The 14,576-nt window shown below is 70.8% G+C and carries 15 protein-coding genes and 1 pseudogene; 5 read left to right on the forward strand and 11 right to left on the reverse strand.

Features of this window, described 5'->3' with window-relative positions; translation table 11 throughout:
- From P3T29_RS01450 to hypE, 4 genes and pseudogenes are all read left to right on the forward strand, one after another.
- Window positions 1–783, forward strand: coding sequence for an oxidoreductase (locus P3T29_RS01450; RefSeq protein ID WP_280714341.1), 783 nt, complete (start codon window positions 1–3; stop codon window positions 781–783).
- The gene (locus P3T29_RS01455) at window positions 780–2,177 is read left to right on the forward strand and encodes a nickel-dependent hydrogenase large subunit (RefSeq protein ID WP_280714342.1); all 1,398 of its coding nucleotides are present in this window, start codon (window positions 780–782) and stop codon (window positions 2,175–2,177) included. Before P3T29_RS01450 ends, P3T29_RS01455 begins: the two co-directional genes overlap by 4 nt.
- Before the next feature lie 557 nt (window positions 2,178–2,734).
- Window positions 2,735–3,695 (forward strand): annotated as a pseudogene (hypD, locus tag P3T29_RS01460) (hydrogenase formation protein HypD); the annotation flags it as partial.
- 85 nt (window positions 3,696–3,780) lie between these two features.
- Window positions 3,781–4,770, forward strand: a complete 990-nt coding sequence (gene hypE / locus P3T29_RS01465) for a hydrogenase expression/formation protein HypE (RefSeq protein ID WP_280714450.1) — start codon at window positions 3,781–3,783, stop codon at window positions 4,768–4,770.
- A gap of 11 nt (window positions 4,771–4,781) precedes the next feature.
- On the opposite strand, the gene P3T29_RS01470 is transcribed toward hypE, so the two are convergent.
- The 11 genes from P3T29_RS01470 to P3T29_RS01520 form a co-directional block, all read right to left on the reverse strand.
- The gene (locus tag P3T29_RS01470; protein ID WP_280714451.1) at window positions 4,782–5,333 is read right to left on the reverse strand and encodes a cation-translocating P-type ATPase C-terminal domain-containing protein; all 552 of its coding nucleotides are present in this window, start codon (window positions 5,331–5,333) and stop codon (window positions 4,782–4,784) included.
- Entirely contained in the window at window positions 5,288–6,487 is a 1,200-nt protein-coding gene (locus P3T29_RS01475) for an HAD-IC family P-type ATPase (RefSeq protein WP_280714343.1), read from the reverse strand. Before P3T29_RS01475 ends, P3T29_RS01470 begins: the two co-directional genes overlap by 46 nt.
- A gap of 9 nt (window positions 6,488–6,496) precedes the next feature.
- Window positions 6,497–7,597 (reverse strand): HAD-IC family P-type ATPase, encoded by a 1,101-nt coding sequence (locus tag P3T29_RS01480; RefSeq protein WP_280714344.1) that lies wholly within the window; start codon window positions 7,595–7,597, stop codon window positions 6,497–6,499.
- The gene (locus tag P3T29_RS01485; RefSeq protein WP_280714345.1) at window positions 7,548–8,264 is read right to left on the reverse strand and encodes a CBS domain-containing protein; all 717 of its coding nucleotides are present in this window, start codon (window positions 8,262–8,264) and stop codon (window positions 7,548–7,550) included. Before P3T29_RS01485 ends, P3T29_RS01480 begins: the two co-directional genes overlap by 50 nt.
- Before the next feature lie 8 nt (window positions 8,265–8,272).
- Window positions 8,273–9,274, reverse strand: a complete 1,002-nt coding sequence (locus P3T29_RS01490) for a hypothetical protein (RefSeq protein WP_280714346.1) — start codon at window positions 9,272–9,274, stop codon at window positions 8,273–8,275.
- A gap of 50 nt (window positions 9,275–9,324) precedes the next feature.
- Window positions 9,325–9,606 (reverse strand): dsRBD fold-containing protein, encoded by a 282-nt coding sequence (locus tag P3T29_RS01495; protein WP_280714347.1) that lies wholly within the window; start codon window positions 9,604–9,606, stop codon window positions 9,325–9,327.
- Window positions 9,607–9,809: 203 nt separating this feature from the next.
- Window positions 9,810–10,973 carry a chromate efflux transporter gene (gene chrA / locus P3T29_RS01500; RefSeq protein ID WP_280714349.1) on the reverse strand — a complete coding sequence of 388 codons (1,164 nt, stop codon included), beginning with the start codon at window positions 10,971–10,973 and terminating at the stop codon, window positions 9,810–9,812.
- Between the two features lie 273 nt (window positions 10,974–11,246).
- Window positions 11,247–11,690, reverse strand: a complete 444-nt coding sequence (locus P3T29_RS01505) for a universal stress protein (protein WP_280714350.1) — start codon at window positions 11,688–11,690, stop codon at window positions 11,247–11,249.
- A gap of 93 nt (window positions 11,691–11,783) precedes the next feature.
- Window positions 11,784–12,233: a CBS domain-containing protein gene (locus P3T29_RS01510; RefSeq protein ID WP_280714351.1), complete on the reverse strand. Its 450-nt coding sequence runs from the start codon at window positions 12,231–12,233 to the stop codon at window positions 11,784–11,786.
- On the reverse strand, window positions 12,230–12,892 hold the full coding sequence (locus tag P3T29_RS01515; protein WP_280714352.1) for an OsmC family protein: 663 nt from the start codon (window positions 12,890–12,892) through the stop codon (window positions 12,230–12,232). Before P3T29_RS01515 ends, P3T29_RS01510 begins: the two co-directional genes overlap by 4 nt.
- Window positions 12,893–12,962: 70 nt before the next feature.
- The gene (locus P3T29_RS01520; RefSeq protein ID WP_280714353.1) at window positions 12,963–13,625 is read right to left on the reverse strand and encodes a CBS domain-containing protein; all 663 of its coding nucleotides are present in this window, start codon (window positions 13,623–13,625) and stop codon (window positions 12,963–12,965) included.
- Window positions 13,626–13,901: 276 nt separating this feature from the next.
- Here P3T29_RS01520 and P3T29_RS01525 point away from each other — a divergent pair, with 276 nt between their 5' ends.
- On the forward strand, window positions 13,902–14,561 hold the full coding sequence (locus P3T29_RS01525; protein WP_280714354.1) for a CBS domain-containing protein: 660 nt from the start codon (window positions 13,902–13,904) through the stop codon (window positions 14,559–14,561).
- Window positions 14,562–14,576: the final 15 nt, after the last annotated feature.

Genomic DNA, 14,576 nt, shown 5'->3' on the forward strand with positions numbered 1-14,576 from the left:
ATGACCGCCTCCGACCGACCAAAGCTCGCCGTGTGGAAGTTCGCCTCCTGCGACGGCTGCCAGCTTACCCTGCTCGACTGCGAGGACGAACTCCTGGGCATCGCCGAGAAGGTCGAGATCTCCCACTTCCTGGAGGCGTCCAGCGCAACCGACCCCGGCCCCTACGACCTGTCGCTGGTCGAAGGATCGGTGACCACCCAGCAGGACGTCGAACGGATCAACCACATCCGCGCCGTCTCCCGGAGGCTGGTGACCATCGGGGCCTGCGCCACCGCAGGCGGCGTCCAGGCACTGCGCAACTACGCGGACGTCGCCGAGTTCCAGGCCGTCGTCTACGCCCGACCGGACTACATCGCCACGCTCGCCACCTCCACGCCGATCAGCGCCCATGTCCCCGTCGACTTCGAACTGCGCGGCTGCCCCATCGACCGGGGCCAGTTGGTCGAGGTCATCACCGCCTACCTGGCCGGACGCAAACCGGACGTACCCGCGCACAGCGTCTGCTTCGAATGCAAACAGCGCGGCACGACCTGCGTCACGGTGGCCCACGGCACCCCCTGCCTCGGCCCGGTCACCCACGCCGGATGCGGCGCACTCTGCCCCGCCTACGGACGCGGCTGCTACGGCTGCTTCGGCCCCTCAAACTCCACCAACTTCCCCTCCTTCATCCCCCTGCTGCGCCGCGACGGCATGGACACCCTCGACATCGTGCGGGTGCTGCGCACCTTCAACACAGCCGCCCCCGAGTTCGACGCGGCCTCCCGGAAGGAACTCGGACAGTGACCCACCGCGGCTCCAAAGTGCTGCACGTCGGATCGCTCGCCCGCGTCGAGGGCGAGACCGCACTGCACCTGATCATGGACGGCGACGAGGTCGCCGAGGCCCGGCTGGCGATCTACGAACCCCCGCGCTTCTTCGAGGCGTTCCTGCGCGGACGCTCCTACACCGAGCCGCCCGACATCACCTCCCGCGTCTGCGGAATCTGCCCGGTCGCCTACCAGCTGAGCGCCTGCCGTGCCATCGAGGACGCCTGCGGCGTCGTTGTCGACGGTCAACTGGCCGCGCTGCGCAGGCTGCTGTACTGCGGCGAGTGGATCGAGAGCCAGACGCTGCACATCCACCTCCTGCACGCGCCCGACTTCTACGGCTGCGACAGCGCCATCGACCTGGCCCGCACCCGGCGCGCCGACGTCGAACGCGGCCTGCGGCTCAAACAGGCCGGCAACGCGATCCTCGAACTTCTCGGCGGCCGGGCGATCCACCCGGTCAACGTCCGCCTCGGCGGCTTCCACCGCATCCCGACCAGAGCCGAACTGCGCCCGCTGGCCGAGCGGTTGCGCCGGGCCCGCGACGACGCGCAGGAGACCGTTCGCTGGGTGGCCGGCTTCGAGTTCCCCGACGCCGGGTGCGACAACGACCTGCTCGCCCTGGCCCAACCCGGCAGCTACGCCATCGAGTCCGGCATCCCAACCGTCATGCCCGCGCCGACCACCGCCGGACTCCCCGCTGACTCCGACCGCGCGCTGCCCACCCGGAGCTTCGGGGTCCACGAGTTCGGCGACCACGTCGTGGAGAGCCAGGTGCGCCACTCCACCGCCCTGCACTCCCGGTTGGACGGCCGCCGCCACCTGACCGGGTCACTCGCCCGCTACGCCATCAGCGGTCGCTGGCTCTCCCCGATCGCCCTCCAGGCCGCCCAGGACGCAGGCCTCGGCGACCCCCGGCAGGGCATCGTCTGCCGAAACCCCTTCCGCAGCATTGTCATCCGCGCGGTCGAAGTGCTCTACGCGGTCGACGAGGCGCTGCGCATCATCGAGGCCTACGAACCCGCGCCTCGTTCGTACCTGGACGTTCCCGCCCGGGCCGGCACCGGTCACGGAGCCACCGAGGCGCCGCGAGGCCTGCTCTACCACCGCTACGCCCTCGACGCGCAAGGGACCGTCACCGACGCCAGTCTGGTCCCGCCGACCGCGCAGAACCAGGGCGCGATCGAGGAGGACCTGCGCCGCATCGTGCAGGAACGCATGCGGGACGGTGACCCGACCGATGCTGAGCTGACCGTCTTGTGCGAACGCGCGATCCGCAATCACGACCCGTGCATCTCGTGCTCGGCCCACTTCCTTGACCTCACCGTCGAGCGAGGTGGAAGGGGCCTCCGACGTTTTCACGCTGAGTAGCTTCCGCCGGCTCACCGTCAGCGTGAGGGAGCTACTGCGGCCGACGGCAAACTCGAACTGTCGAGCTGATCACGCTGCCGCACCGACGCGTGTCCGCAGGTTGTGGAACTGGCGGGTCTGCATGATCAGGTGAGCGGGTTCCCCGAACAGCAGGTCCATCAGCCGGGTGATTGGTCGCGGGCGGTTACGGCTACGTGAACGGACCACGAGGCGCGTCTTGCCGCCGGGCGCAGGTTCCGGGTGGAAGCCCCACACCGAATCGACGTACGCCCTGGGCGGTGGTCCGCTGTGCACGTCGAAGGGGCGCCCGGACGGCAGCTCAAGTTCTGCTCGCAGCACCAGGGTGCGCTCCGGTACGAGGATCGCGACTGTGAACCATGAGGCCGCTGGGTACCGAGTCCAGGTGTTGCCCCTCCTCCAGGCTCTGCCACTCGCGCACGATGCGGCCCGCGCTTGGCCGCCCGCCGTTGTCCAGGCGATCCCAGCTGTACCAGCCGCCCCGGTTGCAGCCCATCTGCACCAGCCAGGGCCAGACCTCCTGGGGTGGCTCGGGCAGGGTGGAGTTGATCCATGGCCCAGGCTGCCCCGTTTGTGTCACCCCGCTGGAGGTGATCGACAAGGCGCTGGAGATCGCCTCCCGTCCCGAGGTGATCTTCTGCTCCTTCGGTGACATGCTCCGCGTCCCCGGGACGGGTCGTGACCTGTTCCGGGTCCGCAGTGAGGGCGGCGATGTGCGGGTCGTCTACTCTCCGCTCGACGCCCTGCGGATCGCCCAGCAGAACCCGCAGCGGCAGGTGGTGTTCTTCGGCATCGGCTTCGAGACCACGGCCCCGCCCAACGCCATGACGGTGTACCAGGCCCGCAAGCTCGGCATCCCCCAACTTCAGCCTGCTGGTCTCGCACGTGCGGGTGCCCCCGGCGATCGAGGCCATCATGCGCTCGCCGAGCTGCCGGGTGCAGGCCTTCCTGGCGGCCGGACACGTGTGCAGCGTGATGGGTGTCGAGGAGTACCCGGAACTCGCCGAGCGGTTCCGAGTCCCCATCGTGGTGACCGGATTCGAGCCGCTGGACATCCTGGAAGGCGTGCGGCGGGCCGTGCGGCAGCTGGAGCGCGGTGAGCACACCGTGGACAACGCCTACCCGCGTGCGGTCCGGTCCGAGGGCAATCCCGCCGCTCAGGCCATGCTGGAGGACGTCTTCGAGGTCACCGACCGGGCCTGGCGCGGCATCGGCGTCATCCCCGGCAGTGGGTGGCGACTGTCCGACCGGTACCGGGAGTTCGACGCGGAGGAGCGGTTCTCGGTGACCGGCATCCGGACCGTGGAGTCCGCCGCCTGCCGCAGCGGCGAGGTCCTGCAAGGCCTGCTGAAACCACACGAGTGCGAGGCATTCGGCACCACCTGCACCCCGCGCAACCCGCTCGGCGCCACCATGGTCTCCAGCGAGGGCGCGTGCGCCGCCTACTACCTCTACCGGCGGCTCGACACAACCCCCTTGGAGGCGAGCCCCGTTGCCTGAGACCAATCAAGCACTGACCGCCCATGTCCCGGACCTGCTGGCCTGGACGTGCCCGGCCCCGCTTCGTGACCAGCCCCGCGTGGTGATGGGCCACGGCGGCGGCGGCGCGATGTCCGCCGAACTGGTCGACCACGTGTTCGCGCCCGCGTTCGGCGGAGAGGTGCTGTCGCAGCTCGGCGACTCGGCGGCGATCTCGCTGGGCGGCGTGCGCCTCGCCTTCTCCACGGACTCCTTCGTGGTGCGGCCGCTGTTCTTCCCCGGCGGCAGCATCGGAGACCTCGCGGTCAACGGCACCGTCAACGACCTTGCCATGAGCGGCGCGAGGACCGCCTACCTGTCCTGCGGGTTCATCCTGGAAGAGGGCGTCGGGATGTCCGTCGTCGCTCGCGTCGCCGAGGCCCTCGGCGCAGCCGCGCGGGCCGCCGACGTCGAAGTTGCGACCGGTGACACCAAGGTCGTCGAAGCAGGGCACGGGGACGGGATCTTCATCAACACCGCAGGCATCGGCCTGATCCCGGCCGGCGTCGACCTGCGTCCGCAGCGGGTCGTTCCCGGTGACGTGGTGATCGTCAGCGGTGCGATTGGCGTCCACGGCATGGCGATCATGAGCGTTCGCGAGGGGCTGGAGTTCGGGGTGGACCTCGAGAGCGACTGCGCGGCTCTGGGCGGTCTCGTCGAGGCCATGCTCGCCGCCGCGCCGGACCTGCACGTCCTGCGCGATCCCACCCGGGGCGGCCTGGCCGCCGCCCTCAACGAGATCGCGGTGGCCGCTGGCGTCGGCGTCGTCATCCAGGAGCGCAGCGTTCCTGTCCCGCCGGCCGTTGCCAACGCGTGCGCCATCCTGGGCCTCGACCCGCTGTACGTCGCCAACGAAGGCAAGCTCGTCGCGTTCGTCCCGCGCGAGCATGCCGACGCCGTCCTCGCGGCGATGCGCTCACACCCCTTGGGCGCGGGCGCCACGGTGATTGGCGAGGCGGTGCAGGCGCACCCCGGCATCGTGGTGGCCCGCACCGGACTCGGCGGAACGCGCGTGGTCGACCTGCCGATCGGTGAGCAACTGCCCCGTATCTGCTGACGCGAACTCCGCTACCCGGGTTGGGGCGTGCCGGACCCGTGCCGTCGGATCAGGTAGCGCCGCAGTTCGTCGGCGCCCCAGACGATGAACGGGTAGGGCAGCATGAACAGCAGGTCGCTCGCCGGCAAGGCGGCGGTGCCCAGCAGTTTCTGGAACGGCGGGGCGTAGACGAAGACGGCTGCGAGCAGGAGCTCACCTGCGATTCCCATCAGCAGGTAGCGGTTGGAGAAGACGCCCACGGAGCGGAGCGAGGCGCGCTGCGTGCGCACGGCGAACGCGGTACCGATCTGCCCCGCGATCATGCCGAGGAAGGTCATGGTCGTCGCCTGCTGGTAGGCGTGGTGCAGCGGCTGTCCCACTCCCACCGGAGCGCCGGGGTGCCGGCCGGCTCTGGTGAGCACGTAGAAGAACCCGGCCATCTGCAGCGCCGCGACCAGGGCGCCGAGGAAGAGCCAGGCACGGATCAGCATCGGACCTCGGATGACGCCCTCCGAACGGGGCCGGGGCGGACGGTCCATCAGACCTGGCTCGGCGGGTTCGCGACTGAGCGCGAGAGCGGGCAGTGTCTCACTGCCGACGTCGAAGGCGAGGAGCTGAAGGACGTCAGCGGCAGCGGAATGCGGCCGCCACCGAGCGCGAAGAACAGGAACGGAACTACCTCGGGTGTCGCGTGGGCGAAGATGTAGATGATGAACTTGCGGACGTTGTCGTAGATCTGGCGCCCGGCGCGTACAGCGGTGACGATCGAGGCGAAGTTGTCGTCGGTGAGCACCATGGTGGAGGCTTCCCGGGCGACGTCCGTGCCTGAGCGGCCCATGGCCACGCCGATGTCGGCGCTGCGCAGCGCGGGCGCGTCGTTGACCCCGTCGCCCGTCATCGCGACGACGTGCCCCTCCGCACGGAGCGCGTCGGCGATGTGGAGCTTGGCCTCCGGGGATGCGCGGGCGAAGATGATCTCGCGTTCCTGCCGCACCAGGGCGCGCAGTTCGTTCTCGTGGAGGTGCTCCAGTTGCGCACCGCTGACCACCGTCGGGGCGCTGCCGGTGATACCCACGCGCTGGGCGATCGCGGCGGCGGTGAGCGGGTGGTCGCCGGTGATCATGATGATGCGGATGCCGGCGGTGTGGCAGCTCCGTACGGCTTCGGCGACTTCGGGGCGTGGCGGGTCGAGCATCGCGATCAGTCCGTCGAAGCAGAGCTTGTGCTCTGCGTCGCCGCGTCTGTGCGGTGGTCTTTGCTCGGATGGCAGTTCGCGTTCGGCGAGGGCGAGCCCCCGCAGCCCGTCGGCCGCGAACGCGTCGACCTGGGCGGCGATGCGCTCTCGGTCGGGATCGGCGAGCGGAAGCTGCTGCCCGTGGGGGCCGAGGAAGGTCGTGCAGCGGGGCAGGACCGCTTCGGGAGCGCCCTTGGTGCGGATGGCGAGCCGGCCGTGGTGCCGGTCGATGGTCGACATCAGCTTGAGTTCGGGGTCGAAGTGGGACTGCCAGCAGCGATCGGCCTCGCGCTCGGTCGCCTTGAGGGCGGCGCCGAGCTCGCGCGCGGCGAGCAGGACGGCGATCTCGGTCGGGTCGCCGCTCGGTTCCTCGTCGGGCTCGGCGCGGGCGTTGTTGCAGGTAGCAGCGATCCGCCCGACCGTGGCCAGCACTGGGTCCGGCTGCCCGACGGGCGGCTGTGCCGCAGCGGCGTCCAGTTCGAGGGAGCCTGCGGCGGTCCACACGTGGGTGGGTCACATGCGGTTCTCGGTGATGGTGCCGGTCTTGTCGGTGCAGATGACGTCGGTCGAACCGAGGGTCTCCACGGCACTGAGCCGTTTGACGAGGGCACCGCGCGCGGCGAGCGCCCGGACGGCCACGGCGAGCGCGAGCGTGATGACCGGGAGCAGCCCCTCGGGGACCATGCCAGCCAGCAGGCCGGCAGCGAAGACCACGGAGTTGACCAGCGACAGCCCGATGCCGAATGTGGCCAGGGGGATGAAGGCGAGGGCCAGGGCCACGGAGGCGATCGCGATCAGCCAGGCGACCCGGCGTACCTGCCGCTCGAGCGGGCTGGGCTCCTGCTTGACCCGCTCGGACAGTGCGGCGATGCGGCCCAGCTCGGTGTTCATTCCGGTAGCGAAGACCACGCCATGGGCCTCGCCACCAGTGCAACTGGTGCCGCTGAAGACGAGATCGTGCGCCGAGAGCACGGGGACGTCCACGTCCAGGATCGATGCCGAGCGCAGCGTGGGCACCGATTCCCCCGTCAGCGCCGACATGTCGACCTCGATGGCCCCTTGCAGCAGGCGGATGTCGGCGGCGATCCGGTCCCCGGCTTCGATGACAACCATGTCGCCCGGCACCAGGTCGGCGGCGTCGATCTCCTGCGGAGCGCCGTCGCGGACGGCCTTCGCCCGCTGGGGGATGTACTCGGCCAGCGCCTCGACCGCGCGTTCCGCGTGCACCTCTTGGACGAAGGCGAAGGCCGCGTTGAGGAAGATGATGAGGAGGACCGCGGCGGCCACCACGTAGGAGCCGACCGCGACGAGCAGCGCAGCCGCGAGCCACAGCAGCAAGGCGAGGGGGTGCGTGAACTGGCGCGCCAGTTCACCGGGCCAACGCCGGCCACCGCGACGGCGCAACTCGTTCGGGCCGTACTGCAGCAGACGCCGCCGGGCCTCCGCGGTGGTCAGCCCGGTCCGCGAGCTGCGCAGATCGCGAAGAAGCAGATCCGCGGCCTCCTCGGGGTCGTGCCCTGGCGGCCGCACCCACGCTTCGTGTCTGCTCTTCACGGAAGAGACGTTAGGTTTCGGGCCTGGGGCCCGCCATCGGAGCGATACCTCGCGGATCACGCCTCAGTGGTGGCCGTACCGCCTTGTTCGGCCGGTCGGTCCGGTCGGTGACCGTCACAACGCCGTCGACGGAGCGGCACAGGCGCAGCACGATCGGGACCAGGTAGGGCGGGTCGATGGTGCCGCTGAGGACGACCCGGCCTTGTGCGACCTCGACCCCGACGGCGGCTGGGCTCACGCCTTCCACCTGGCCGAGCACGTCCTCCACGATGTCCTGGCGGATGACCTGGTCGTCGCGGAGGAAGACCTGAAGCAGGTCGCTGCGGCTGACCAGGCCCGCGAGTCGGCCGTCCCCGCCCACTACGGGCAGCCGTTTGATCTGGTGGCGGGCCATCAAGCGTGCGGCGGCCACCACGCTCGCATCGGGTGCGATGCACACCGCGGGGCTGGTCATCAGCTCCTGGGCGGTGGCGGCCCCGCTCCGGTCCGGGCCTTCGGCTTCCGGGGGCGGTGGGGGAAACAAGGCGGACGGGTCCTCCTGAGCCGACTGGGTTCGCATGAGATCCGCCTCCGAGACGATGCCGACCGGTCGGTCGTCAGTGTCGACCACCGGGACGGCGGTGATGTCGTACTCGGTGAGCAGGGCCAGGATCTCGTGGAAGCCGGTCGCCGGCATGACGCGGACGACGTCGCGGGTCATCACGTCCCGGACGGTGCGGTGGTACATGACTCGCCTCAATCCGTCGTCTTCTGGCTGGCGGTCAGATCCAGGATCTCGGTCACCGGGCGGCGGGGTGTGGCCGATCCGGGCGGCCCGTATCCCAGGCGCAGGACGAGCTGGACGTGGCCGGGCCCCTCGGCGGGGTCGCGCAGCCCCCAGCGAGTGTCGGGCCATTCGACGGCCTGGTGCAGGACGGAGGCGCGCAGCCCGTGGACGGTTGCCAGCAGCCAGACACGCTCAAGGGCCTGGCCCGTGCGCAGCCAGTCGGCCGGCAGATCGGTGTGGGTGGTCAGGGTCGCCAGCTGGGGCAGCGCCTCGAAGCGCTGGGACGCCGTGGTGTCCGCCGACGGGCGGCCGGTGAAGCTTCGCATGGGTACCCGGGCCTCGTGGTCCTGCGGGCCCAGCGCGGCCGCCGGAATGCCGTCCGTGGCGGGCTCCTCCAACCGCAGCCAGCTGCGGGTCTCGGCCATCCGGGCGAGATCGGAGTCAGTGCGCCGTTCAGCCTCGGCGGTCAGCCCCAGGACCCGACGCACCCCGTCCTCCTCCAGCAGAGACAGCGCCGCACCCTCCTCGCGAGCCGCGGCGATCAGTTCGCCGATCACCGTCTCGGGGACGTCGCGGTTGGTGTACGGCTGGCGGCTGGAGTGGCGCTGCCCGATGGCCGGGTAGAGATCCCGGCCGTACGGCAGCTCGGTGGCGGCGGGCTGCGAAAGGTCGAGCAGGGCGACCTGCTGCGGGTCCGCCGGCGCAGGAAGCAGGTGGACTGCCGGCTCGCGGCCGAGGTGGACGGCGGCCACCCGCAGATTGAACAGGGCGGCCCCCACCGAGATGTGCAGTGCCCTGCCGTCGGGGTCGGTAAGCGGTACGGCGCGCTCAGGGTCGACGTACACGCGTATCCCGAGCGCGTCGGGCGTCGGGCGGAAGCGCCACGGCTGGCTGTTGTGCAGCGACGGCGCTGCGCCCCCGGCTGCGGCCAGCAGGAGCAGCTCTTCGGAGGTCAGGGGTTGTACGGTCATGGCGGATCTCTCCTTGCCCGCCCGCCGGGGCGGTTGTTCTCGACGCGCGGTCACCCTGGGACGGCGATGTCACTCGGTGCGGCGTCGGTCCTTCCGGCGCGGAGCAGCTGGTTACCGAGGTCGATCAGGGCCCGGCCGGCGGCGTACTCGTCGCCGATCTCGGGGACGGGCGTTTCGTGCGGGTTGCGTTGCGCGGAGGTGCGGCTCTGAAGGGTGGTGTCACCGGTGTCGAGGACGGCGTGGACCTTGGTGAGGTCGCCCTCCTCGAAGAGGTCCAGACGCACGCTCCACTGCTTGGTGTGTGGCCTCTCGGTGCTGGTGTTCCGGGTCATGGCCGGTCTGTCCTTCCAGAGTGTCCAGTTCTCTGCTGTATTCCAGCCTGCGCCGAACGCGGCGTCCGGGGCTTGGGCCTACCGGCCCCTGCGGCATGCCAGATGGGCCTGCACGGCGGCAGCCCGCAGGGCGCGGGGCCGCTCAGGGCGGATGGTCGCTGGGCCACGACCTGCTCCCGTTTCTGGAGCGTGGTTGGTGCACCTCAGCTGACTGGCCAGCCCGCAAGGGCGATCACGACTCCGATGCCTCCGGCCCCGAGCAGTGCGCTGACCACGCCGCGCCGTCCGGCCAGCAGCCACAGCCCTGCTGCGATCAGCACGCCGAACTGCCACGGGTGCTGCAGAGCCGTCGCCAGCGGGATCGCCGAGCCGGCGATCGCGCCGATCACCGCGGGCCCGGCGCCGGTGAAGAACGCCTGGACTCCGGTGTTGGCGCGGAGCCGGTCGAATCTCGGTCCGCCGAGGATCACAAAGAGGAACGAGGGGGCGAACGCGACGGCGGCGGCCAGCATGCCACCCGGGATCCCGGCGGCGGCGTAGCCGACCACGGCGACGGTCTGTACGACAGGTCCGGGGGTGATCTGGCCCAGGGCGACCGCGTTGAGGAACTGGCTGTCCGTCATCCAGTGGTAGGTGTGGACCGCGTCGGCCTGCATCAGCGGGATGATCACGAAGCCGCCGCCGTAGGAAAGCGCACCCACCTTGAAGGCGACCCACGCGAGCGCGAGCAGGCCGCCGGAGGCGGGAGCCGCGCCCGCAAGCGGCCAGGCGGATCGCAGCCGTGGGCCCGGGTGGGCGGGACGGGCACGGACCGCGACCTCCAGCGCGCCGGCTGCGACCAGCACCAGGACCATCCAGGGGCCGACGAGTACGGCAGCCACACCTCCGGCGAGGGCGTAGCCGGTCCACCGGGCGCGGGCGGCGCGTTGGTCGCCTGTGCGCTTCCAGCTCGCCGGGACCAGCCCGACTGCGGCCTGGACAGCGACTGCGGCTACCGCAGCGCCGGCGCCGGCCGCTGCCCCGCGCAACCAGAGTGGGGGGTTTCCGGCGAGGAACAGGGCGGCCAGCGCGAGGATCAGCACCAGGCCGGGGACGATGAAGGCCAGCCCGCCGACGAGGGCGCCGGCCAGCCCGCGTAGCCGCCAGGCGGTGAAGATGGCCAGCTGGGTGGAGGCGGGGCCCGGCAGCAGGTTGGTCGCCGCGATCCCGTCCTCGAACTCGGCCGCCGTGATCCAGCCCCGGCGCTCCACGCACAGTCTCCTCAGCAGGGAGATGTGCGCGGGCGGCCCGCCGAACCCGATGCAGCCGATCCGGCCCCATTCCCGGGCGATCGTGACCAGCCCAACCCGCTCCTCTGCGGCCTCCACTGATCCCCTCCCGTATCGCCAGACCTTCGGCGGCGAGATTACCGGCCCGCCGAGACGGCTCTGGTCGCCGTCGGCCCGCTCATCGGGTCGGCAGAGGTGGCGGCGCACTGCGGGTCACCAAGGCGGCAGGCTCGTCCTCCATCACGCGTGGCGGCCAAGCGTCGGCGTGTCTTCGCGCTCGCTCTGTTCCAGGCGCCCTGGGCAACCCGGCAGGGCCGATGCACGCACGCGGCGACCTGGCGCGCACGGTCGGCTCCGCCACGGCGGGGTCAGTCACGTCTGGTCGTCGCGGACCACGACGACCGGGCAGTGTGCGTGCTGGACGCAGTGCTGGCCGACCGAGCCCAGCAGGGCGCCCGCGAAGCCGCCGTGGCCCCGGCTTCCCACGACCAGCAGCTCGGCCCCGTGCGACCGCTCCAGGAGCACCTCGGCGGCATTGCCGAGCACGGCGCTCTCCCGGATCTCCGCCGGAGGGTCATCCCCGACCGTCTCGTCGACGGCTTGGGCAAGCACCTTTCCGGCGACGTGACCGAGTTCGCGGTCCACCGACATCGGAGCCCGTCCGTACATCGTCGGGAACAGCCAGCAGATCACCGCCTCCACGACAGCCCCGGTCAGCCTGGCCTGCCCGACCGCCCACCGCAGGGCCTGCTTCGAGGACGGCGAACCGTCGACGCCGACCACAATCCGGCGTGCCACTGGGATGTCCCTGTCCATCTCGCACCTCGCTTCTTGGCCGATAAGCCCATGCTGCTCGCCCACGCCGCCGTCGCCCAGCCCGGCGGCCCCGAACCGCACAACACCCCTCGCTCAGAGCTCCCGGTCCTGCGCCGACTCCGGACGGCTGTCCCGCGGGACGCTCCAGGAGACCGGGCCGAGAAGGTCGGCGAGACGCTGGAGGACGTCGCGGAAGAGGTCGTCGATGGCCAACATGCCGACCAGTCGGCCGCTATCGAGTACCGGCAGACGGCGCACGCCGCGCCGGCGGAACGCCCCGTAGGCCGCGTCGATGTCGTCGGTGACGGCCACTGTGGTCACAGGCGTGGACATTAGCTCTGTGACAGGCGTTTCCGGCCGGAGTCCGCCGGCCGTGGCGCGGACCACCAGGTCGCGGTCGGTGAGGATGCCGTGCAGCCTGTCGTGCTCCGCCACCAGCACGCAGCCGACAGCCTGTTCGGCCATCCGGAGGGCTGCCTGCTGGGCGCTCGCCTGCGGGCTGACGGTGACCGGCGGCGCGGTCATCAGGGCGGAAACCTTCATCGGATCGGGTTCCCTCCGCTGTCGTTCAGGGTGACGGTGACGTCGGGAGGGGAATCGAGCGTGTTCTCCACCGTGCAGTGCGAGACCACCGCGCGCAGTGCCTGGATTCGCTCGGGCGGCAGCCCGGGCACGGTGAGGCGCACGGTGACGGCGCCGACGCGGGCCGGGCGGTCGATGGCCATCGAGTAGTCGGCTCCGACCCGCAGGCCGTCGCGGGTGACCTGGTGCCGGTCCAGGTAGCGTCCCGCGTAGTGCGCGACGCATGAGGCCATTGACGCGACGAACAGCTCGACGGGCGTGGGCGCGGTGTCGGTACCGCCGTCGGGCAGCGGCTGATCGACGCTCAGGACATGCCCGCGAACGGTGATCGCGTATGCGTCCGCCCCCATCGGGGTCACCTCGACGTGGCCCGGCGCGTCGAGGTGCGGCGATTCGACGGCAGCGGCCTGGAAAAGCAGCAGCCCGGCGAGATTTCTGGCCTCGCCGGGAGTCAGGGACGCCCACACCTCGCTCCGGTCATAGGGTTCGCACGCGGTGTCGAGCACCACACGGCCCATCTCGATCGGCAGGGATCCGGGGGCGAACCTGGATACCGCGATCGTCCGACCGCACGCGGTGTGGATCAGACTCTGCGCGGCGGGGAGTTGCGTGGTCTCCATGATGTGCCTCCAGGTCTGCGGGCGGCGGCGTTTCGGATGCGGTCACATGGCCGGACGTCTGGCGAGCGGGTCAGGGCGCCCCCGAGGCGTCGGCACTCAGGTGTGCCTCGACGTCCACGACGCCGGGCACAGTACGGGCCAGCCGGTCGAGCAGAGGTATCAGCGCGGCGTCCGGGACTGTTCCTGTCAGGGTGACGACGCCCTCCTCGACCTGTATCTCGACAACCGACGATCCGGCTGGGAGGAGACGAGCGATCAGTTCGCTCCGCACCTCCTGTGCGATGTCCGCATCCGGGCGCAGGTAGACCTTGAGTAGGTCGCTGCGGCTGACGACTCCCGTGAGGCGTCCTTCGGCGTCGACGACGGGCAGCCGCTTGACGTTGCCCCGAGCCATCGCCCGGGCGGCCTGCGCGATGGTGGCGTCGGCGCGAACGGTGATCGCGGGGACGGACATCAGCTGACCGGCCGTCACTGCCCTGGCCTTCTCGGCGATGTCGCTCTCCGCGCGGCTGGGGTGATCGGCGGGTGTCGGCGCTCCCTCCCCGAACTGCTCCTTTGCCAGCAGATCGGCCTCGGAGACCACACCGATGACCCGCCCGTCACCCGCCAGCACCGGCAGCGCGCTGATCCTCCAGCGCTGCAGGCTCTCCACGATCTCCTTGAACGGCGCCTCGCGCCCCACGGCGATCACCGCGTGGGTCATCACGTCACCGACGGTGTGCAGGTGCTCCATGGCGCGCTCCTCGGCTGGTGTGTCGATCTCGCCGGATGCTCGGCCGGATCCGTCCCCGGCTTGGCCGTCGACGGCATAGCGCTACTACCGAGGTTCCTCGTCCGGGGTGAGCGGGAACAGGGCCGACCAGCGCCTTCGGCGGGGGCCGAAGGTCCCGGTTCGAAAGCTCCCGGTCGGCTCTTGGCCCGGTGTACGGTCCGCCGGACGATAAGGGTGAACGAAAATCTGCTGGCCGTCCGATCTGCGAGTGCGACGGGGACGACAGGAGTGCTTCCCATGACCGGCCCTCATCGTGTCCGGGACGTGATGACCATCGAGGTCGTCTCCGTCTCCCGGCTCACCCCCTTCAAGGAACTTGCGGCGGTACTCAGCCACCGCAGAATCAACGCCGCACCCGTGCTGGACAACCGTGGCCGGGTAGTCGGCGTGGTCTCGCAGGCCGACCTCCTTCCCAAGCAGGTCCTCAGCGGCCATCGGCCGAGCAGACGGGAGCAGCTCCTGCACCTGGAGGAGATCGAGAAGGCCGACGCGACCGTCGCGGGCAACCTGATGACCGCCCCCGCCATCACCGTCGATCCCGACGCCGGGCTCGGAGCAGCGGCCCGACTCATGGCGCGGCACCGCGTCAAGCAGCTGCCGGTCGTAGGCGAGGCCGGACTGCTGGTCGGAGTGGTCAGCAGAGGCGACCTGCTGAAGGTCTTCCTCCGGGAAGACGATCAGCTCTCCGCCGAAGTGCGCAACGAGTTGCTGGAGCACGTGCCTGGCAGCGACGCCCGGAGTATCGGTATCAGCGTGGCTGAAGGAGTGGTGGCCCTCGACGGGCGGGTCGAGGACGCCGCCGTGATTCCGGTTGCAGCCCGGTTGGCCGCCGGCATCGAAGGTGTTGTCGCCGTCGAGTGCCGCTTGCGTGCCACCTCGGAGCACCGCTCCGGCTGATCGACCGGCACGAGG

The sequence above is a fragment of the Kitasatospora sp. MAP5-34 genome (assembly GCF_029894335.1).
GTDB lineage: Bacteria > Actinomycetota > Actinomycetes > Streptomycetales > Streptomycetaceae > Kitasatospora.

Bases quoted from the DNA above. Each gene is read 5' to 3' on its own strand.
- P3T29_RS01485 (WP_280714345.1), bottom strand. From the start codon at position 8,264: ATGTACCACCGCACCGTCCGGGACGTGATGACCCGCGACGTCGTCCGC.
- P3T29_RS01515 (WP_280714352.1), bottom strand. From the start codon at position 12,892: ATGGAGACCACGCAACTCCCCGCCGCGCAGAGTCTGATCCACACCGCG.
- P3T29_RS01495 (WP_280714347.1), bottom strand. From the start codon at position 9,606: ATGACCCGGAACACCAGCACCGAGAGGCCACACACCAAGCAGTGGAGC.
- P3T29_RS01510 (WP_280714351.1), bottom strand. From the start codon at position 12,233: ATGAAGGTTTCCGCCCTGATGACCGCGCCGCCGGTCACCGTCAGCCCG.
- P3T29_RS01520 (WP_280714353.1), bottom strand. From the start codon at position 13,625: ATGGAGCACCTGCACACCGTCGGTGACGTGATGACCCACGCGGTGATC.
- P3T29_RS01525 (WP_280714354.1), top strand. From the start codon at position 13,902: ATGACCGGCCCTCATCGTGTCCGGGACGTGATGACCATCGAGGTCGTC.
- hypE (WP_280714450.1), top strand. From the start codon at position 3,781: ATGGGCCACGGCGGCGGCGGCGCGATGTCCGCCGAACTGGTCGACCAC.
- P3T29_RS01505 (WP_280714350.1), bottom strand. From the start codon at position 11,690: ATGGACAGGGACATCCCAGTGGCACGCCGGATTGTGGTCGGCGTCGAC.
- P3T29_RS01450 (WP_280714341.1), top strand. From the start codon at position 1: ATGACCGCCTCCGACCGACCAAAGCTCGCCGTGTGGAAGTTCGCCTCC.
- P3T29_RS01490 (WP_280714346.1), bottom strand. From the start codon at position 9,274: ATGACCGTACAACCCCTGACCTCCGAAGAGCTGCTCCTGCTGGCCGCA.